The sequence below is a fragment of the Cellulomonas sp. P4_B5_2 genome (assembly GCF_056402235.1).
Genome location: NZ_JBFUHU010000023.1, coordinates 1 through 19,050, shown reverse-complemented (window position 1 = coordinate 19,050; position 19,050 = coordinate 1). Strand labels below are relative to the sequence as shown.

18 protein-coding genes are annotated in these 19,050 nt (G+C 72.2%); 6 read left to right on the top strand and 12 right to left on the bottom strand.

Annotated elements, in window-relative coordinates; translation table 11 throughout:
• The coding region (locus AC1DUQ_RS03055) for an LLM class flavin-dependent oxidoreductase (protein WP_477073373.1) at nt 1-922 on the top strand (922 nt) is incomplete at its 5' end.
• Here AC1DUQ_RS03055 and AC1DUQ_RS03050 read toward each other — a convergent pair.
• The 8 genes from AC1DUQ_RS03050 to AC1DUQ_RS03015 form a co-directional block, all read right to left on the bottom strand.
• Nucleotides 919-1,275, bottom strand: coding sequence for an META domain-containing protein (locus AC1DUQ_RS03050; protein WP_477061608.1), 357 nt, complete (start codon nt 1,273-1,275; stop codon nt 919-921). The genes AC1DUQ_RS03055 and AC1DUQ_RS03050 overlap by 4 nt on opposite strands.
• 12 nt (nt 1,276-1,287) lie before the next feature.
• Entirely contained in the window at nt 1,288-1,980 is a 693-nt protein-coding gene (hemQ, locus tag AC1DUQ_RS03045) for a hydrogen peroxide-dependent heme synthase (RefSeq protein ID WP_056089625.1), read from the bottom strand.
• A gap of 23 nt (nt 1,981-2,003) precedes the next feature.
• Nucleotides 2,004-3,221 carry a ferrochelatase gene (locus AC1DUQ_RS03040; RefSeq protein WP_477061607.1) on the bottom strand — a complete coding sequence of 406 codons (1,218 nt, stop codon included), beginning with the start codon at nt 3,219-3,221 and terminating at the stop codon, nt 2,004-2,006.
• Nucleotides 3,222-3,314: 93 nt separating this feature from the next.
• The gene (locus tag AC1DUQ_RS03035; protein WP_477061606.1) at nt 3,315-4,283 is read right to left on the bottom strand and encodes a carbohydrate ABC transporter permease; all 969 of its coding nucleotides are present in this window, start codon (nt 4,281-4,283) and stop codon (nt 3,315-3,317) included.
• On the bottom strand, nt 4,280-5,209 hold the full coding sequence (locus tag AC1DUQ_RS03030; RefSeq protein WP_421740889.1) for a carbohydrate ABC transporter permease: 930 nt from the start codon (nt 5,207-5,209) through the stop codon (nt 4,280-4,282). Before AC1DUQ_RS03030 ends, AC1DUQ_RS03035 begins: the two co-directional genes overlap by 4 nt.
• An 87-nt stretch (nt 5,210-5,296) precedes the next feature.
• A complete protein-coding gene (locus tag AC1DUQ_RS03025; protein ID WP_477073372.1) occupies nt 5,297-6,691 on the bottom strand; it encodes an ABC transporter substrate-binding protein in 1,395 nt (464 codons plus the stop codon).
• A gap of 96 nt (nt 6,692-6,787) precedes the next feature.
• On the bottom strand, nt 6,788-8,419 hold the full coding sequence (locus AC1DUQ_RS03020; RefSeq protein WP_477061604.1) for a glycoside hydrolase family 13 protein: 1,632 nt from the start codon (nt 8,417-8,419) through the stop codon (nt 6,788-6,790).
• A 258-nt stretch (nt 8,420-8,677) separates the two neighbouring features.
• Nucleotides 8,678-9,706 carry a LacI family DNA-binding transcriptional regulator gene (locus AC1DUQ_RS03015; protein ID WP_477073371.1) on the bottom strand — a complete coding sequence of 343 codons (1,029 nt, stop codon included), beginning with the start codon at nt 9,704-9,706 and terminating at the stop codon, nt 8,678-8,680.
• A gap of 155 nt (nt 9,707-9,861) precedes the next feature.
• Between AC1DUQ_RS03015 and AC1DUQ_RS03010 the strand changes: the two genes are divergently transcribed.
• Nucleotides 9,862-10,722, top strand: coding sequence for a serine/threonine-protein kinase (locus AC1DUQ_RS03010; RefSeq protein ID WP_477061602.1), 861 nt, complete (start codon nt 9,862-9,864; stop codon nt 10,720-10,722).
• Here the strand turns inward: AC1DUQ_RS03010 and AC1DUQ_RS03005 are convergent.
• Entirely contained in the window at nt 10,711-11,199 is a 489-nt protein-coding gene (locus tag AC1DUQ_RS03005) for a MarR family winged helix-turn-helix transcriptional regulator (protein WP_477061601.1), read from the bottom strand. The two genes, AC1DUQ_RS03010 and AC1DUQ_RS03005, sit on opposite strands and share 12 nt — an antisense overlap.
• 186 nt (nt 11,200-11,385) lie before the next feature.
• On the opposite strand from AC1DUQ_RS03005, the gene AC1DUQ_RS03000 reads away from it, so the two are divergent.
• The 4 genes from AC1DUQ_RS03000 (at nt 11,386) to AC1DUQ_RS02985 (ending at nt 16,951) form a co-directional block, all read left to right on the top strand.
• Complete coding sequence (locus AC1DUQ_RS03000; RefSeq protein WP_477073370.1) at nt 11,386-12,837, top strand: glycoside hydrolase family 10 protein; 1,452 nt, start codon at nt 11,386-11,388, stop codon at nt 12,835-12,837.
• Between the two features lie 69 nt (nt 12,838-12,906).
• Nucleotides 12,907-13,482 (top strand): NYN domain-containing protein, encoded by a 576-nt coding sequence (locus AC1DUQ_RS02995; RefSeq protein WP_477061599.1) that lies wholly within the window; start codon nt 12,907-12,909, stop codon nt 13,480-13,482.
• 243 nt (nt 13,483-13,725) lie between these two features.
• Complete coding sequence (locus AC1DUQ_RS02990; RefSeq protein WP_477061598.1) at nt 13,726-14,340, top strand: hypothetical protein; 615 nt, start codon at nt 13,726-13,728, stop codon at nt 14,338-14,340.
• Between the two features lies 1 nt (nt 14,341).
• Nucleotides 14,342-16,951, top strand: a complete 2,610-nt coding sequence (locus AC1DUQ_RS02985; RefSeq protein WP_477061597.1) for a hypothetical protein — start codon at nt 14,342-14,344, stop codon at nt 16,949-16,951.
• A 63-nt stretch (nt 16,952-17,014) separates the two neighbouring features.
• Here the strand turns inward: AC1DUQ_RS02985 and AC1DUQ_RS02980 are convergent, their stop codons facing one another.
• From AC1DUQ_RS02980 to AC1DUQ_RS02970, 3 genes are all read right to left on the bottom strand, one after another.
• Nucleotides 17,015-17,761: an alpha/beta hydrolase family protein gene (locus AC1DUQ_RS02980; RefSeq protein WP_477061596.1), complete on the bottom strand. Its 747-nt coding sequence runs from the start codon at nt 17,759-17,761 to the stop codon at nt 17,015-17,017.
• A gap of 43 nt (nt 17,762-17,804) precedes the next feature.
• Nucleotides 17,805-18,545 carry a sirohydrochlorin chelatase gene (locus tag AC1DUQ_RS02975; RefSeq protein WP_477061595.1) on the bottom strand — a complete coding sequence of 247 codons (741 nt, stop codon included), beginning with the start codon at nt 18,543-18,545 and terminating at the stop codon, nt 17,805-17,807.
• Nucleotides 18,542-19,050: winged helix-turn-helix domain-containing protein (locus AC1DUQ_RS02970; RefSeq protein WP_477073369.1), on the bottom strand; the 509-nt coding region annotated here is incomplete at its 5' end. The genes AC1DUQ_RS02975 and AC1DUQ_RS02970, both read right to left, overlap by 4 nt.

The following is a 19,050-nucleotide window of genomic DNA, read 5'->3' as shown; positions in this document are numbered from 1 at the left end:
GTTCTGGGTGGCCGAGCACCACGCGATGCCCGCGGTCGCGTCCACGTCCCCCGGCGTGCTGCTGGCGCACCTCGCGGCCGCGACCGACCGCATCCGGGTGGGGTCCGGCGGGGTCATGCTGCCCAACCACCCGACGCTCGTCGTCGCCGAGCAGTTCGCGATGCTGGAGGCGCTGCACCCCGGCCGCATCGACCTCGGCATCGGCCGGGCGCCCGGCGCCGACCCGATGACGGCCGCGGCTCTGCGCCGCACCGTCGAAGGTCTCGGTGCCGACGACTTCCCGGCCGAGGTGATCGACGTCCTCGCGCTGCTCGGGCAGCAGCTGCCCGGCCGCACCCCGTCGCTGCGGGCCACGCGGCTGTCGGCGACCCCGGCGGCCACCTCGACCCCGCAGGTCTGGCTGCTCGGCTCCAGCTCGTTCAGCGCCGAGCTGGCGGGCTCGCTCGGCCTGCCGTTCAGCTACGCCCACCACTTCAACACGGGCCACACGCTGCAGGCCGCCGACGCCTACCGGCGCGCGTTCCGGCCGTCCCCGGTGCTGGACGCCCCACGGCTCATGGTCTCGGCCTCGGTGCTGGTCGCCGACACCGACGACGAGGCCGACTACCTGGCGGGACCCAGCCGCGTCATGGCCCTGTCGCTGCGCACCGGACGGCCGCTCGGTCCGATCGTCTCCCCGGAGGACGCCGCGCGTGAGCTCGCGGCGCTGGACCCGGCCGCGGCCGCGGACTTCTTCGCCCGCGTCCCGGGCACCCAGGTGGCCACCACGGCCGACCGGGCCGTCGACGAGCTCGCCGCTCTGGTGGCGCGCACCGGTGCCGACGAGCTGATGATCACCGGGACCGCCTACGACGTGGCGACTCGCGTGCACACGGTCGAGCAGGTGGCTGGACGCTGGCCGGCGGTCGCGATCGCGGCCTAGACCTGCTGGTCGGCGGCGTGCGGGTCCCGGACCAGCCGGGCGGGGGCGACGCCGTCGAGCACCAGGGTGTCGTCGTCGGGAGCCGACACGGTCACGGGCTCCCCGAGCAGCCGGAGCACCTGCTGCTCACAGGCCATCGCGTCCGGCGGTCCCGCCATGAGCGTGGAGACGACCGGGCCGAACGTCAGCGTGTCTCCGTCCAGCACCCACGTGCCGCGCACGCGGTTGACCCCGGCCAGGCCGAACACCTGCCCGTCACCGTCGAAGGTCAGCCACGGGGTCGCTCGGCGTCGACCCTCGACCTGCGCGCCCTCGAGCGCCGTGAACCGCCAGGTACCTGCCAGCTCCACCATCCCCCGATGATGTCACCCGCGGGGCTGACGGTCCGCCCAGGTCTCGAGCGTCACGCGCGGGCCGGTGTAGAACGGCACCTCCTCGCGCACGTGCAGGCGCGCGTCGGTGGCCCGCAGGTCGCGCATGAGGTCGACGATGCGGTGCAGCTCGGGCGCCTCGAACGCCAGGATCCACTCGTAGTCGCCCAGCGCGAAGGCCGAGACCGTGTTCGCGCGGACGTCGGCGTACCCGCGGGCCGCCTGCCCGTGCTCGACGAGCATGCGCCGCCGGTCGTCCTCGGGCAGCACGTACCAGTCGTAGGACCGCACGAAGGGGTACACGGTCATGTAGTCGCCCGCGGGCTCGCCCGCCAGGAACGCGGGGACGTGCGCGCGGTTGAACTCGGCCGGCCGGTGCAGGCCGACCACGGACCACACGGGCAGCAGGTGCCGGCCGAGGTCGCTGGCGCGCAGCCGCTGGTAGGCGCCCTGAACCTCCTCGACCGTCTCCGCGTGCCACCAGACCATGAGGTCGGCGTCCGCCCGCAGGCCCGCGACGTCGTACCAGCCGCGGACCACGAGGCCGTCGGCGGCGACCGCGGCCTGCGCGGCGGTGATCAGCTCGGCGCGCTCATCGTCGTCCTCGGGCAGCACCTCTTCGAGGGCGAACACGGTCCACATGGTGTAGCGGACGGTGGCGTTGAGGGCCTCGGGATCGTGCGTCATCGCAGGGTGCTCCAGGTGTGTGGTCAGGACCAGGGATCGGTCGAGCAGGCGGCAGGGATGCCGGTGGGCGTTCCGGCGCGCATCTGGCAGCAGCCCGGGCGGCAGACGGACCGGTAGGGCGGCAGCTCACCGGCCGTCGCCTCGGCCACGGGCCGCGCGGCGGCGTCCGCGACCACGTCGGCCGTGACCGGGTGCGCGCCCCTCGCGTCCGCATCCCGGGCCAGGGCAGCGCGCTCCAGGACGAGGTCGACGAGCCCGCGCACGAACGGCTCGCGGGTGCCCACGCTGTCCGCGCGGACGGCGACCATGCCCAGCTCCGCCGCCGTCGCCAGCGCCTCGGTGTCGAGGTCGAACGCGACCTCCATGTGGTCGGAGACGAAGCCGATCGGCGAGAGCACGACCGCCTCGACCCCGTCGGCCGCCAGCGCCGCGAGGTGGTCGTTGACGTCGGGCTCCAGCCACGGCTGGGTGGGCGGGCCCGACCGCGAGCAGTACGCGAGGTCCCAGGTCACCGGGCGCCCGAGGCGCTCCTCGACCGCGGCAGCGACCGTCCCGGCGACGTCGAGGTGCTGCGCGGAGTACGACGCCCCCGACACCTGCGACGCCTCCTCCATCGTGTCCGGGATGGAGTGGGTGACGAACACCAGGCGGGCATCGCGGTCGATCGACGCGAACGCCTCGGTCACCGCGTCGATGTTCGCCTGCACGAAGCCGGGGTGGTTGAAGTAGGACCGCACCTTGTCGACGACCAGCGGGTGCTCGCCCTCGCCGAGGCCGACGTCGGCGCCGAGCTCGTCGAGAGACGCCCAGAGGTTCTCCCGGTACTGCCGGCAGCCGGAGTACGACGAGTACGCGCTCGTCACCACCGCGACCATGCGGCGGGCGCCGTCCGAGTAGGCCGCCGACAGGGCGTCACGCGTGTAGGGCTCCCAGTTGCGGTTGCCCCACACCACCGGGAGGTCCAGGCCGCGGCGGGCGAGCTCGTCGGCGAGCGCCCTCTGCAGAGCGAGGTTCTGGCCGTTGATCGGGCTGGCACCGCCGAAGTGGTGGTAGTGCTCGGCCACGACGGCCAGTCGCTCGTCGGGGATGTTCTTGCCCCGGGTGACGTTGCGCAGGAACGGCAGCACGTCGTCGGGCCCGTCGGGTCCCCCGAACGAGAAGAGCAGGAGCGCGTCGTACGGGGCGACGGGACTGCGGTCGGTCGAGGGCGTCAGGGTGCTCACGGCGGTGTCGGGGGCCACCGCTCGATCATCCCACCGGGGGTCGGCAGCCCTCGCGGTGAGTTGGCCCTGCGGACCGTGATCTTGACCGCACGCGCTGTCAGAACGCGCCGCTCAGCCCTTGACCGCGCCCCCGAGACCGGCGCCGCGCAGGAACATGCGCTGGAAGATCAGGAACATCAGGATCGGGATGATGGTCGCGATCGCGTAGGCCGCCATGAGCGTGCCCTTGTCGGTGGTCGCCTCCAGCGACGGCAGCCGGACCGAGAGCGGCTGGAGGTCCGGGTTGCGCAGGACCAGCAGCGGCCAGAGGAAGTCCTTCCACGACGCGATGACCGCGAACACCGACACCACGCCGAGGATCGGCTTGCTCATGGGCAGGACGATGGACCAGAACAGCCGGAACGGCCCGGCCCCGTCCACCTTGGCTGCCTCGAAGATCTCCCGCGGCAGGTTGTCGAAGAACCGCGTCACCAGCACCACGTTGAAAGCGCTCGCGCCGGCCGGCAGCCAGACCGCCCATAACGAGTTGACCAGCGAGTGATCCACCAGAGGCGGGTGCAGGATGATCAGGTAGAGCGGCACCAGGAGCACGACGGCCGGCACGAACAGCGTGGCGAGCACGAGGGCCTGGGCGTACCGGGCCCACCGCGGGCGCAGCACCGACAGCACGTACCCGCCGGTCGTCGCGACGAGCATCTGGGACACCCAGGACCCCGCCGCGAGCACGACCGTGTTGACGAAGTACTTGCTGATGTTGATGTCGAACCAGGCCTCGTGCAGGTTCGACCACTTGACGCCGTTCGGGAAGATCGCCAGCGGCGTGCGCAGGATGTCCTGCGTCGGCGTGATGGCGAACTTGCCGAGCAGCAGCAGCGGGCCGACGCACCAGACCACCAGCAGGATCAGCAGGACGACGTGCAGCGTGTTCCAGGTGCGGCGCACCCGGGGGCGGCGCCAGTCCGCGACGGACAGCGCGGTGCGGTCCTCGGCCGAACCGGTGGCGCGCGTGGACCGGGCCGGCGGGTTCTCGAGCGCGTCGGGCAGGACCGCCTCGGGGAGCTTCGGGGTGGTCGTGGTCACGAGGTGCTCCAGCTGCGGGTGAGGCGGAAGTAGATCAGGGACATGACGGCGAGGAACGCGGCGAGCATGAGGCTGAGGGCCGTCGCCATGCCGTAGTTGCCGCCGAGACTGTTCTGGAACGCGTACCGGTAGACCAGCAGCAGGACGGAGATCGTCGCGTTGGCCGGTCCACCGCCCGTGAACAGGTACGGCTCGAGGAACACCTGCGCGGTCCCGATGATCTGCAGGATGAACGTGATGAGCAGGACGCCGCGCAGCTGCGGCATCGTGACGTGCCAGATCTTGCCCCAGACGGAGGCGCCGTCGACCTCGGCGGCGTCGTACAGCTCGGTGGGGACGCTGGTCAGCGCGGCGAGGTAGATGATCACCGTGCCCCCGGCCGCGGCCCAGGTGGCCTCCAGCACGAGCGAGGGCATCGCCGACGTCGCGCTCTGCAGCCAGGGTTGGGGTGGTATCCCGACATACCCGATGATCGTGTTGAAGACGCCCTCGGGTCGCGGGTCGTAGAAGAACTTCCAGAGCAGGACGGCGACCACCGGCGGCACGACGACCGGCAGGTAGGCCAGCGCCGAGAACAGGCCCTTGGCGCGCCGGACCTCGCTCATCAGGACCGCGGCGATCAGCGGCACCGGGTAGCCGAAGATGAGCGCCAGGAGCGCGAAGTACGCGGTGTTCCGGACGGCCATCGGCAGCACCGGGTCGGCGAAGACGCGCTGGAAGTTCTCCAGCCCCACCCACTCGGTGACGATGAGGTTCGTCTTCTGGAAGCTCATGACGACGGCCTTGACGATGGGCGCCCACGAGAAGACCCCGAAGATCACCAGCATCGGCAGCGCGAAGACCAGCGTGGTCAGGCCGCCGCCGCGCACCCAGCTCACGGGGGTGCGTCTGCGGGCCGAGGTCGCGACGAGGGTGTCGGAGGTCATGCGGTCCTTCTCTCGGGGGTGCCGTGCGGGGGCGTCGAGGTGAGGGTGCCCGACCCGGGAGGACCCGGGCCGGGCACCGTCAGCGCGTCAGCCGGCCTGGTCGATCATGGCCTGGGACTGCGTGTTCGCCTCGGCGAGCAGCGCGTCCAGGTCCACGCCCGGGTCGGTCATCACGGCCTGCACGATCGGGAACAGCAGGCCGTAGGTCTCCTGCGTCGCACGGGCAGCCTCGGGGATGACGGGCTGCTCGAACATGACGTCCGTGTAGCCGGCCATGTGGTCGAGCGGGACGTTGACGTAGTCCTCGATCCAGCCGAGCGAGGTCTCGTACTGGTCCTTGCTGAAGATCGGGAGCGTCGGGGTCCCGACGGCCTGCGGCGGGTCCTGCTCCGCGAGGATCTTGGCGTCGGCCACGGCCTGGTCCTGGTCCACCAGCTTGGACAGGTACCAGAAGTCGATCCACTTGACCGCGGCGTCCTTCTCCTCGTCGGTCGCCTGGGGTGCCACCGCGGCGTAGGTGCCGCCGCCGAGCGTGCCGGCGTCGTCCCCGTCGGTSGGCAGCGCGGTCAGCCCGTAGTCCAGGTTGTCCGCGGTGACGCCGTTGTTCTGCACCAGTGCGGTGTAGATGTCGGAGCCCGACGTGTACATGGCGAACTGGCCGGCGGCGAAGCCGGAGTTGACGTCGCCCCAGCCCAGCTGGGTGTTCTCCAGCAGGGAGCCGTCCGACTTGAGGTCACCGAGGAACTGCAGCGACTCCTTGACCGCCGGGTCCGTCAGCGTGGCCTCGTACGTGTCGCCGTCCAGCACCTGGGTGCGACCGCCACGCGAGTAGGCGGCGGCCGTCAGCTGCCACCCACCGGCGTTGTCGAGCGCCATCATGGCGTAGCCCGGAATGCCGGTCGCGTCGTGGATCGCCTTGGCGGCCGTGCGGACGTCGTCCCAGGTGGCCGGCGGCTTGTCGGGGTCCAGACCGGCGTCCGTGAAGAGCTTCCGGTTGTAGTGCAGCGCCACCGCGTAGATGGACTTGGCCGGCACGGCGTACACCTTGCCGTCATCGCTGAGCCCGGCCGCGAGGACCTCCGGGTTGAAGTCGTCCGCGTACGACAGCTGCTTGACCTGCTCGTCGATGTCGGCGATCTGGCCGTTCTGGATGAGCACCTTGGTGTCCGTGGCGGGCACCTCGAAGACGTCCGGGAGCGTGCCACCGGCGAGGTCGGCCGCGAAGGTCGACGCCAGCCAGTTGTACTCCTGCGTCTCGATGTCGATGTCCGGGTACTTCGCCTCGAACTGGTCGACCCGCTCGTTGAGCGCGTCGACAGCCGTCTGCTCGGCGCCCRGCTGCAGGCCRGCGACCGTGATGGTGACCTTGTCACCGTCGGCCGTCGAGTCGCCGGAGGGGTCGTCGTCGGTGCTGCACGCGGCCAGCAGGCCGAGCGAGAGCACACCGGCCATGGCCAGCGCGGTGGTGCGTGAGGACCTCATCGTCACTCCTTCGTGAGGGAACGCGCCGGACGGGGTGCCAGGTCGCGATCTGGTGCTGCGGTCAGGGATGGTGCGTGTGCGGGTGGTGCGGTCGGGTCAGGCGGGGGTGCGCAGCCACGCGGCGGTGTCGCGGGGCAGCAGGCCTGCCTCGAGCGGGGCGCTCGAGAGCAGGAGCTCGGTGGGGGTGGGCAGGGCGACGGGTTCGTCGCCGAGGTTGACGACGCACACGAGGTCGCCACGGGCGAACGCGAGCACGTCGTCGACGGAGTCGATCCACGTCATCGGGCCGTCGCCCAGCGCGGGCTCGGCCCGGCGGATCGCCAGGAGGTCGCGGTACAGGCGCAGGGTCGACGCCGGGTCGGCCTCCTGTGCCGTGACGGTCAGGTCCGCCCAGGCCGTCGGCTGCGGGAGCCACGACCCGGCGGAGCCGAATCCGTAGGGGGCCTCGGTCCCCGCCCAGGGCAGCGGCACACGGCAGCCGTCCCGGCCGGGGTCGACGCCCTCGGAACGGAAGTGCATGGGGTCCTGCAGGAGGTCCAGCGGGAGGTCCTCGACCTCGGGCAGGCCCAGCTCGTCGCCCTGGTAGATGTACAGCGAACCGGGCAGGGCGGCCGTGAGCAGGGCCGCCGCGCGCGCCCGGCGCAGCCCGACGGTCAGGTCCGTGGGCGTGCCGAAGCGCTTGGCGGTGAACGCGAACGACGTGTCCTCGCGCCCGTACCGGGTGACCGGCCGCGTGACGTCGTGGTTGGAGAGCACCCAGGTGGCCGGCGCCCCGACGGGTCCGTGCGCGGCGAGCGTGATGTCGATCGACTCGCGCAGCTGCTTGGCGTCCCAGGGCCGCGCCATGAAGTCGAAGTTGAACGCGGTGTGCATCTCGTCGGGACGCAGGTACTGCGCGAAGCGCGCCTTGTCCTGGAGCCAGACCTCGCCGACGAGGACACGCGTGCCCTCGTAGGAGTCGGCGACGGCGCGCCAGCCGCGGTACACGTCGTGCAGCTCGTCCCGGTCGACGTGCGGGTGCTCCCCCGGACCCGGGTGCACCGGGACCTCCGGGAGCTCGGGGTCCTTGACCAGCAGGGCGGCCGAGTCGATGCGGATGCCCGCGACACCGCGGTCGAACCAGAACCGGAGCACCGCCTCGAACTCCGCGACGACGTCCGGGTGCGACCAGTTCACGTCCGGCTGCTGCGGAGCGAACAGGTGCAGGTACCACTCCCCGGGGGTGCCGTCGGGGTCGGTGGTCCGCGTCCAGGTGTTGCCCTGGAAGTCGGAGACCCAGCCGGTGGGGATCTGCTCGCCGTCCTCGCCCTTGCCGGGGTGGAACCAGAACCGTTCACGCTCCGGCGAGCCCGGTCCGGCGGCCAGCGCGGCCTGGAACCACTCGTGCTGGTCCGAGACGTGGTTGGGGACCACGTCGATGATGGTCCGGATGCCCAGCCCGAGGGCCTCGCTGATGAGCAGCTCGGCCTCCTCGAGGGTGCCGAAGGCGGGGTCGATCGCGCGGTAGTCGGCGACGTCGTAGCCACCGTCGGCGAGCGGGGAGACGTACCAGGGGGTCACCCAGATCGCGTCCACGCCGAGGTCCCGCAGGTACGGCAGCCGCGACCGCAGGCCCGCCAGGTCGCCGGTGCCGTCACCGTTCCCGTCGGCGAAGCTGCGCGGGTACACCTGGTAGATCACCGCGCCACGCCACCACTGCGGGTCCGTCTCGGGCTGCGCCTGCGCCACTCGCGTCTCGTCTCTCGTGGGCCGTCGACGTCGCCGGGGCCGGTTGTCCTCTGCTCCTACCGCGGCCTCGCCGGTCTCCACGAGACGTCGCTGTCGCGTTCCAGACACTAAAGGACACGACTGGAACCACGCAAGAAACTGACAAGACAGTTATCGAAGCGTGACCGAAGTGGCCTCGGATCGCGATGAGCGCGCGCACAACGACACGGACCCCGCCTCGCCAGGAGCGGCGAGACGGGGTCCGTCGTTGCGGGCGGGTCAGTCGGCGAGCGTCACCGGCTGGGTCGGCGCGGGACCCGTCGAGCCGCGCACCACGAGCTCCGGCTCGAAGAGCAGCTCGTCCTGCGGCACGGCGCTGCCGTGGATCTGGCTGACCAGCAGGTCGATCGCCGCGCGGCCCATGGGCTCGATCGGCTGGCGGACCGTGGTGAGCGGAGGCTCGGTGCAGCTCATGAAGGCCGAGTCGTCGTAGCCGACGACGGAGACGTCGTCCGGGACGCGCAGGCCCGCTCGCCGGGCGGCGCGGATGACTCCGAGCGCCAGCGGGTCGCTCGCGCAGACGATGCCCGTGACACCCTCGCGCAGCAGCCGGTTGCCCGCGGCCTGCCCGCTCTCCAGCGAGTACGCGCTGCGGACCACCTGGCGCTCCCCGAGCTCGAGCCCGAGCCGCTGGGTGATCGCCTGTGCCGCCCGCAGCTTGCGTTCGGACGGCACGTGGTCCACCGGGCCCAGGACGAGGCCGATCTTCGTGTGCCCGAGCGAGGCCAGGTGCCCGACCGCCTGCTCGATGGCCACCTCGTCGTCGCACGACACGCGCGGGAACGGGAGCTCCTCGATCGAGGCGTTGATGAGGACGACCGGCAGGTTGCGACCCGTGAGGCGTTCGTAGTGGCCGTGCGTGGCGTCCCGCTGCGCGTAGTGACCGCCGGCGAAGACGATCCCGGACACCTGCTGCCCGAGCAGGAGCTCGACGTAGTCGGCCTCCGAGACTCCCCCCGCCGTCTGGGTGCAGAGCACGGGCGTGAACCCCTGCTGCGCGAGCGCCCCGCCCACGACCTCGGCGAACGCGGGGAAGATCGGGTTCTGCAGCTCGRGGAGCACCAGGCCCACCAGGCGGGCACGCTCTCCGCGCAGCTTCGTCGGCCGCTCGTAGCCGAGCACGTCGAGGGCCGTGAGCACGGCCTCGCGCGTGGACTCCGAGACGCCAGGCTTGCCGTTCAGCACGCGGCTGACGGTCGCCTCCGAGACGCCGACCTTGCGTGCTACCTCTGCGAGTCGCCGGGACATGGCTGTCACTCTACTGCTCAGGAGCGCAAGTGGCTTGCAACCGACTGCAAGCGCCGAACGTGCCCCCCGTCACCCGTTCACCCGCGCCCGGCGTGCGGTCGGCTCCCCTGGCTTCTACCGTCGGTCCTGCCCACATCTCCGACGACAGGTATGCCGTGCCACCGACCGAGTCCCGCCCGACGGCGACCGCTCCGCTCGGACGCCGCTACCACCTCGAGCAGCAGCTGGGCCGGGGCGGATCCGGTGAGGTGTTCCGGGCCACCGACGCGCGGCTGCACCGACCGGTGGCGCTCAAGCTCTTCTCGATCGGCGCCGCGACCCCGGAGGAGATCCGCCGGTACGCGCACGAGGCCCGGATCCTGTCCTCGCTCGCACACCCCAGCCTGGTCGCCCTGCTCGACGTGGGCGCGGACGTGCTGCCGGACACCGGGCCGGTCGCCTTCCTGGTGATGGAGCTGGTCGACGGCCGGACCCTGCGCGACACCATCGCGGACGGACCACTCAGCCCCTCGCTCACCGCGGACGTCGGGCGGCAGCTGGCGCTCGCGCTCGGCCACGCGCACGGCGCCGGGGTGGCCCACCGCGACGTCAAGCCGTCCAACGTCCTCGTGGCCACCGACCGCGCGGACAGCGGCGCCCGCGACGCGCCCTGGTTGCCGGTGGTGCTCGCGGACTTCGGCATCGCGGTGACGGCTGCGGGTGCGCCGCTCACCCCGCGGGGGACCTCCGGGACCGCCGGGTACCAGAGCCCGGAGCAGGCGCTCGGTCACCCCGCAGGCCCGCCCAGCGACATCTACTCCCTGGGCCTCGTGCTGCTGGAGTGCCTGACGGGCGAGCGCGCCTACCCGGGCGACCCGCTGTCCAGCTCGCTCGCCCGCCTGCTCGACCCCGTCGACGTGCCGGAGCGCTTCGGCCGCGACTGGATGCGTCTGCTGCGCGCGATGACGGCGGAGGACCCCGCCGCACGGCCCACGCCCGCGGTCGTGGCCGCCGAGCTGCGGGCGCTACGCGTCTGAGCCCGACGGGTCGGGAATCTGCGCCTGCGCGGCGCGCAGCTTGTCGGTGAGGGCGCGCAACGTCGCCAGCTCCTCGGTGTCCAGCGCTCCCCCGACGAGGCGTCGGATCGAGCGCACGTGCCGACGGCCGATCTCCCGCTGCACCCGCCGGCCCTCCTCGGTCAGGCCGACCGCCACGCCCCGCGCGTCGCCCTCCACGGGTCCGCGCCGGACCAGGCCGGCCTGCTCCAGACGCTCCACCATCCGGGACAGGCTCGGCTGCGTCAGCAGGCTGCCCTCGCCCAGCTCCTTGAGCCGCGCGGTGCCGTCCGGGCAGTTCGAGAGGGTGAACAGGACGTCGTACTCGCGGATGGTCAGGTCACCCCAGACGTCGTCGCGCTGGAACCGCCGCATGAGTGCCACCTGGGCGCGGAAGAGCGACTCCCACGCCTCGGCAGCCTCCCGCGTGCCGGGCAGCTCGCGGTCCACGTCCGACATCGCACGCCTCCGTTTTCATGCGTACGCATTCATCTTCTCTCCAACAGGGGCGGCGTGGGCGATGTTCCGTCCCGCGGCTATCGAAAGTGTCGCGCGCCACGGCCTGAAATGTTTCGGCACCTCGCGGTGGGCGACCACCGACGACCACTGTGCGATCCGGCACTTGGCTCAACGAGGAGGAACCCCATGCCTGTCGTCCATCCACCCCGCCGTTCCGCGCTCCGCACCGCGGCGGTCGCCCTCGCGGTGACCGCCGCCGTCGGGGCCGCCCGGGCGAGCCCCGCCCTGGCGGCCTCGACCCTGAAGGACCTGTCCACCGCCGCCGGCAAGGACATCGGCTTCGCGCTCGCCCCCGCCCGGCTCTCGGAGTCGGGGTACAAGTCCGTCGCGGACAGCGAGTTCACCCTCGTCGTGGCGGAGAACGCGATGAAGTGGGACGCCACCGAGCCGTCCCAGAACTCGTTCAGCTACGGCGCGGGCGACCAGGTGGCCAGCTACGCGGCCAGCACCGGCAAGAAGCTGTACGGGCACACCCTCGTCTGGCACTCCCAGCTGCCTGGATGGGTCAACAACCTCTCCGGCACCGCGCTGGAGTCGGCCATGACCAACCACGTCACCAACGTTGCGACGCACTTCAAGGGCAAGGTCGTCGCCTGGGACGTCGTCAACGAGGCCTTCGACGACAACGGAGGTCGGCGGTCCGACTCCCCGTTCCAGCAGAAGCTCGGCAACGGGTACATCGAGACCGCGTTCAGGGCCGCACGGGCCGCTGACCCGACCGCCAAGCTCTGCATCAACGACTACAACACCGACGCGGTGAACTCGAAGAGCACCGCGATCTACAACCTGGTCAAGGACTTCAAGGCCCGCGGCGTCCCCATCGACTGCGTCGGGTTCCAGTCCCACCTGATCATCGGCCAGGTCCCGTCGACCATGCAGCAGAACCTGCAGCGCTTCGCCGACCTCGGGGTCGACGTGCGGATCACCGAGCTCGACATCCGCATGCAGACGCCGTCGGACGCCACCAAGCTGGCCACCCAGGCCGCCGACTACAAGAAGGTCTTCCAGATCTGCCTCGCGGTCAGCCGCTGCCAGGGCGTGACCATCTGGGGCATCACCGACAGGTACTCGTGGGTGCCCGACACGTTCCCCGGCCAGGGCGCCGCGCTGGTCTGGGACGAGAACTACGCGAAGAAGCCGGCGTACGACGCCATCGCGTCGGCCTTCGGCGGGATCACCCCGACCACACCTCCGGTCACGCCGACCACGCCGCCGGTGACGCCGACGACGCCGCCCGTCACGCCGACCACCCCGCCGGTCGCGGGCTGCCAGGTCACCTACGTCGTGAACCAGTGGAACACCGGCTTCACCGCGAACGTCACGGTGAAGAACACGTCGTCGACGGCGATCAACGGCTGGACGCTCACGTTCAGCTTCCCAGCCGGACAGAGCGTGACGCAGGCGTGGAGCTCGGTCACCACGCAGTCCGGCTCGGCCGTGACCGTGAAGAGCGCGCCGTGGAACGGCAGCATCGCGGCCGGCGCGAGCCAGCAGTTCGGGTTCAACGGCTCGCACACCGGCACGAACACCGCCCCGAGCGCGTTCAGCCTCAACGGCACGGCCTGCTCGATCGCGTGAGCGTGTGCCGGCCCGGGACCCGCTCCGGGTTCCGGGCCGGCACGCGCCACCTGCGGATACGCTGACGCGATGACGACCGAGGCCGCACCGCGCACCACCTACCTGCTGGTGGACGGCGAGAACATCGACGCGACGCTCGGGTCGTCGATCCTCGGCGGCCGGCCCACCCCGGAGCAGCGGCCCCGCTGGGAGCGCGTGCTGACCTTCGCGCAGCAGACGTGGGACCAGCCCGTGAAGGCGCTGTTCTTCCTCAACGCCTCCAACGGCAACCTGCCGATGTCGTTCGTGCAGGCGCTGCTCGCCATCGGGTTCCAGCCGATCCCGCTGTCGGGCGAGTCGTACGAGAAGGTCGTCGACATCGGCATCAAGCGCACGCTCGAGGCCATCCACGGCCGCGGCGGCGACGTGCTCCTGGCCAGCCACGACGGGGACTTCGCACCCGAGCTGGAGCAGCTCGTCGACGACGAGGACCGTCGCGTCGGTCTGCTCGCCTTCCGCGAGTTCACCAGCACCCAGCTCTCGGCCCTCGTCGGGCGCGGGCTCGAGACGTTCGACCTCGAGGGCGACGTCGCCGCGTTCAACGTCCAGCTCCCCCGCCTGAGGATCATCCCGCTCGACGAGTTCGACCCGCTGCGCTACCTCTGAACCCTCCACAAGTGACCTAGGTCACGGGGCCATAACGGTTACCTGCTACCGGTAGGGATTTACCTAGTACCCCGTGGCTCAGGTGCTTTGTGCGCTGGTAGACAGTGCGCTGGTCCCGCCCGAGAACCCCGGTGACCTGACCCGTCAACGGCGACGGTGCAGGTCAACCGGCTCTCGGGCGGCCATCTACCGGCAGCACTGCTGGAGCGGAACCGCTCCGCCAGTCACCACGACGAGGTGGTCATGAAGCGTCACATCTTGGCGGGGCTCGTCCTCGCGCTCCTGACGACAGCGATCGTCCTGTTCTCCGGTCCCGAGCTGCAGGGCGTCGCCCTGCTCGGCGCGGCACTCGGCGGCGCCCTGGGCCTCGTGCCCGACCGGACCCCCGCGCAGCGCGCGGCAGGGTTCGCCGTCGGCTTCGTCGCGGCGTGGCTCGGCTACGCCCTGCGCGCCGCAGCCCTGCCCGACGCCGCGGCCGGTCGCGCCGTCGCGGTCCTCATCGTCCTCGCGCTCTGCCTCGCGGTCGCCGGGCTCAGCCGCGGCAAGCTCCCGCTGTGGTCCGCGCTGCTCGGCGCCGCCGCGATGGCGGGCGCGTACGAGGCGACGTACACCGCCGACCCGGCCTCGTTCGTCACCTCGTCGGCCGCGACCGCGACGTCCATCCTGCTCGCCGCAGGAGCCGGCTTCCTCGCGACATCGCTGCTCGGCGTCGTCGTCGAGCAGGACCGCGAGGAGGAGCGGGCCACCGAGGAGCACCTCTTCGCCCAGAACGAGGAGCCGGTCGCTGCCAACGCCGCACCCTCCCCGCGCCGCGGGCTGCCCGCCACCCGTCCATTCGACCCCCAGCCGGAGGCCTGACGTGCGACGCACGACCACCACCGCGGCCGCAGCCGTCGTCCTCATCCCCCTGCTCGTCGGCACGGCCGGAGCGCCCGCGTTCGCCGCGGACTCCGGCGACGTCGCCGTCACCAACACCGAGACCGTCCAGGCGCGACTGTCCGCCACCGGAGCGTTCCAGAGCGCCCGCGTGTACGAGCAGCTGGCACTGAGCGGCAAGGGCACGACGACGATCGAGAACCCCGTCTCGACGAAGGGCCTGCGCAACCTCGACGGCTTCGGCGGCTACCAGGTCACCGACGGCAAGCTCGTCAGCACCCTCAGCGTCGACGGCGAGCGGCGCGAGCGCTCGCTGAGCACCTACGACAAGGACCTCCCCCTGACCGTCGAGGTCACCTACACGTTCGACGGCAAGGCGGTGCAGCCGGGCACGGTCCTCGGCAAGTCCGGCACGCTCGGGGTGCACTACAAGGTCACCAACGTCACCGGCGCCACGCAGGATGTCACGTACGACGACGGCACCGGCACGGAGGCGACAGCCTCGGCCCAGACGGTCATCCCGATGATCGGACAGCTGGTCACCGTCCTGCCGTCCACCTTCACCGACGTGCAGTCCGACGAGGCCGGCATCGCCGGCGACGGACGCGGCGGTACCCGCATGCAGTTCCAGATGACCCTGTTCCCGCCCATCGGCTCCGCCACCGCGGAGTTCGGCTACACCGCGCAGGTCAGCCACGCGGTCGTGCCGAAGGCCACGCTGACCTCGATGGCGGTGTCGCCGCTCGACTACCCCTCGTTCAAGGGCGGCGCCGCCAGCTACCAGGCCGGCGCGCAGAAGGGCGTCGACCTCACGGGCGCCGGCCTGCTGCTCGACGACTCCGTGCTCCAGCTGCACGACGGAGCGGCCCAGCTGCTCGCGGGGCTGCTCCAGCTCCGCGACGGCGCGGCCCAGCTGGAGGAGGGCCTCAACGACGAGGCCGCACCCGGGGCCGCGGAGCTCGCGGCCGGACTGAACGGCAAGGCTCTCCCGGGCATCAACCAGCTTGCGGCCGGCCTCACCGGCAAGATCGCCCCGGGCGCCGACCAGCTCGCCGCGGGCCTCAGCAACACAGCGGCGCCGGGCGCGTCGGCTCTCGCCCTCGGGGCAGCGAAGCTCGATGACGGGCTCGCCAGCGCGAGCGCCAAGGCACCGGCGCTCATCGACGGCCTGACCCAGGTGGACGGCGGGCTCGCGCTCCTCGACGCCGGGCTGACCAAGCTGTACGGCGACATCGGCGCACTGCGCGCGACCAGCACCACGCCCTCCGCGGAGCCCAACGTGGTCGCTCTGCACAAGGGCATCCAGGACCTGCGTGACGGCATCGGCTCGACCACGACCGCGGGCACCCTGCTCGCGGGAGTGGACGGGCTGCGCCAGCAAGTCGGCACGGCAGCCCCGGCCGCGCTGGCGAAGATGGCACGTGGCGTCTACAGCATCGACCCCGCCGCTCCGGGCGCGTACCAGAAGCTCGGCTGCGCCGTCTCGGTGCTGACGAACCTGCGCGACGGTGCCGCGCCGGGCGCCGACCCCTGCTACGCGTCCTCCGGGGGGATCCGCCCGCCGCTGGCGGCGACGACCGACCCCTTCGAGCTGGCCGTCCTCAACGGTCTCATCAGCCAGCTCAAGGCCGGTCAGGCCGAGCTCGCCAACCCCGCGGCCCTCGGCAACCCCGACGTGGAGGCCTTCTACACCGCCACGCCATCCGACAGCGCCACGCTGCAGCAGGGTCTGACCTACCTGCAGGGCAGGCTCGCCCACCTGGCCGGCCCCGGCCTGGCCGCTGTCGAGTGCGGGCTGAGCCAGAGCTCACTGGGCACCACCGTCTGCACGAAGCCCGGCCTGCTCGACGGCCTGGTTCTGGTGGACAACGGCGTCACCGCGCTCCTCAACGGGATCGCTGACAAGGTCCAGACCGGCGTCGGCGACGCTGATGACCTCAAGGCCGACGGCACGCTACGCGGCGGTGTCCACTCCCTGCAGGCAGGGACCGACCAGCTGAGCGCGGGCGGATCCACGCTGGTCTCCGGACTCGGCCAGCTCGGCACTGGCGCACAGCAGCTCCGTGCAGGTGCCGGCTCGCTCGCAACCGGTATCCAGGGGGCCGCCACCGGCGCGACGCAGCTGTCCGACGGCATCGACACCGCGGCGTCCGGCTCGTCACAGCTGGCCGCAGGGATCGCCAGCGCCGCCGCCGGGTCGCAGCAGCTCGCCGACGGGCTGGTCGACGCCGCTGACGGGTCGACGCAACTGTCCGACGGGCTCGTCTCGGCCGCCGAGGGCGCGCCGAAGCTGGTCGACGGCACGCAGCAGCTGTCCGACGAGGGCACCTCGCAGGTGGTCGTCAGCGGCAAGGGGACCGCGGAGGACTTCGGCGTGAAGTACGCGGTGCTCAGCGCCGGTGCCGAGCGGGCCGCGACCGAGGGCATGGCCTACGGCGCCCCGGACGGTGCGGCGGGGTTCACGGCGTACTCGATCGACATCGCCGGGGTCGACGGGACCGGGGCCAGCTCGGTCGGGCGGCTCATCGCGGCGATCGTCCTGTTCGCCGCAGGGATCGGTCTGGCGACGTTCGCGCGGCGCCGGTTCGTCTGACCGCTCACCCGACAGACGCCGAAGGCGTGCGACACCACCCCCGGGTCGCACGCCTTCGGGCTGTCAGGACGCGAAGCCGGTCGCCAGCGTCTCGTCGATCGCCTGCTGCACCTGCTCGCGGTGCTCGGTGGTGAACAGGGCCACGCCGTGGGCGCTGCCCGGGAGCTCGAGGAACGTGCTGGGGTCGTCCGCGCGGGACACTGCCCGTGACGAGTCCACGCCGACGTTCGGGTCGTCGGTCGACGCGATGACCAGCAGCGGGCCGGTGTAGGTGCTCGACGTGGCCATCGCGACCTGACCCTCGAAGCTGGCCGGCGGACCGAGCGCCACGACCGCGACCGCGTCGACCTCGTCGGCGAGCGTGGCCGCGTAGGTTCCCCCCTTCGAGGCGCCCACCAGCGCGACGTCCGTGGCGCCGAGGCTCCGGAGCGTGTCGACGGCGCCCAGGAACGACGCCCTCCCGTCGTCCGACCAACCGAACGACGCGACGAGGTAGCCCTCCCCCGCCAGCCGGGCCAGCTCGTCGGCCCACTGGCACGCGTCGCCCCGGTCCTGCGGCGCGAGGAGCACCCCCTGGGTGCCGCCACCGGCGAAGGACACGAGCGTCGGATCGTCCGCGTCGCCTGTGGTCACGGTGGCGGTGCCCGCGGGGAGGCAGTCCGGGGTGTCGGCGGGCGTGAGGGAGGCCGAGATGCCGGCGGGGGACGGTGCGAGCGTCGGGGTCTCCGCGTCGTCGGACCCGGACGACGTGCACGCCGCGAGGGCGAGGACAGCGAGGCAGGACGTCAGGACGCGCACGGCTCTGGGCATCTCCCGTTCCTAGAGGTACGGAAGGTTTCGGGGCAACCCTGTCTCAGGTCGCGGCGTCGTACCGGTCGAGCACGATGTCGACCAGGCGCTCGTCGGGCGCGAGCGGCTCGGTGACCACGTCGGCCCCGGCCTCGAGCACGCGGTCGTAGAAGTAGCCGGGGGCCAGCAGGTACGAGGCGACGACCACCCGCCCGCCCGGCGGCACGTCTGCCCGAGCGGTCGCGACCGCTGCCGGCACGCGCGGCTCGGCTCCTGCGCCGTAGCCGATGGTCACGGGCTGCTCCAGCCGGTCGGCGAGGCCGGCGGCGACCGACTCGACCGCGAGCGCGGCAGCCGGGTCCGTCGAGCCGGCCGCAGCCAGCACGACGAGGTCGTCGGGGGCCAGGCCGGCGGCGTCCAGGCGGTCCAGCAAGATGTCCACGAGCCGCGGATCGGGACCCAGGGGCGATGCCGCGGAGGCGCCCGGCTGGTCGACGGCGGCCGCGATGTCGACCTTCACGTGGAAGCCGACCGACAGGAGCAGCGGCACGACGACCGCACCCGACGCGTCGCTCTCCAGGGCGTGCTCGACGACGTCGGCGACCTCGGGCTCCTGCACGTCGACGAAGGCCTCGCGCACGTCGAGGTCGGGACGGGCCGCCGCGACGCCGGTGAGGATCGACCGGACGGCCGCGCGGCCGTCGACGTCGTCCGTGCCGTGCGAGCAGCCGATGAGGACGGGCCCCTCGACGTCACCGAGCGGGCGATCGGGCACCGGACCCCGGGCGTGCAGCGCGTTCGTCATACTGCCTCCTCCAGCTGGAGACGGTATCCCCTCTTGACCACCGTGCGGATGAGGGTGCGGCTCCCGGTCGCGTCCCGCAGGCGCGCGATGGCCACCTCGGCGGCGTGCGGGTCGCGCGAGTCACCCGGGAGCACGGCCAGCACCTGGTCGCGCGGGACGACGGAGCCGCCCGCGGCCGCCAGCAGCCGGAGGACCTCCAGCCCCGTGGGCGTGAGGGCCAGCACGTGACCGTCCAGCACCGCGGTGCCGCGGTGGACCTGGAGCGGGCCCGCGACGGTCTGCAGCGCCTGCAGACCGCCGTAGTGGCCGACCAGCGCGCGGACCAGGGAGCCGAGCCGGCCGCGCTCGGGCACGAGCGGCTCGATGCCCCGCTCGAGCAGGGGCTTGGCCGTGATGGGTCCGACGGCAGCCATGACGACGCTGCCGCGCCGCGCGAGCTCGACGATGCGGTCGGTGACGCCGGCGTCGTCGGCAGCCTCCAGCCAGGCGTGCGCGCCGGGCGCCG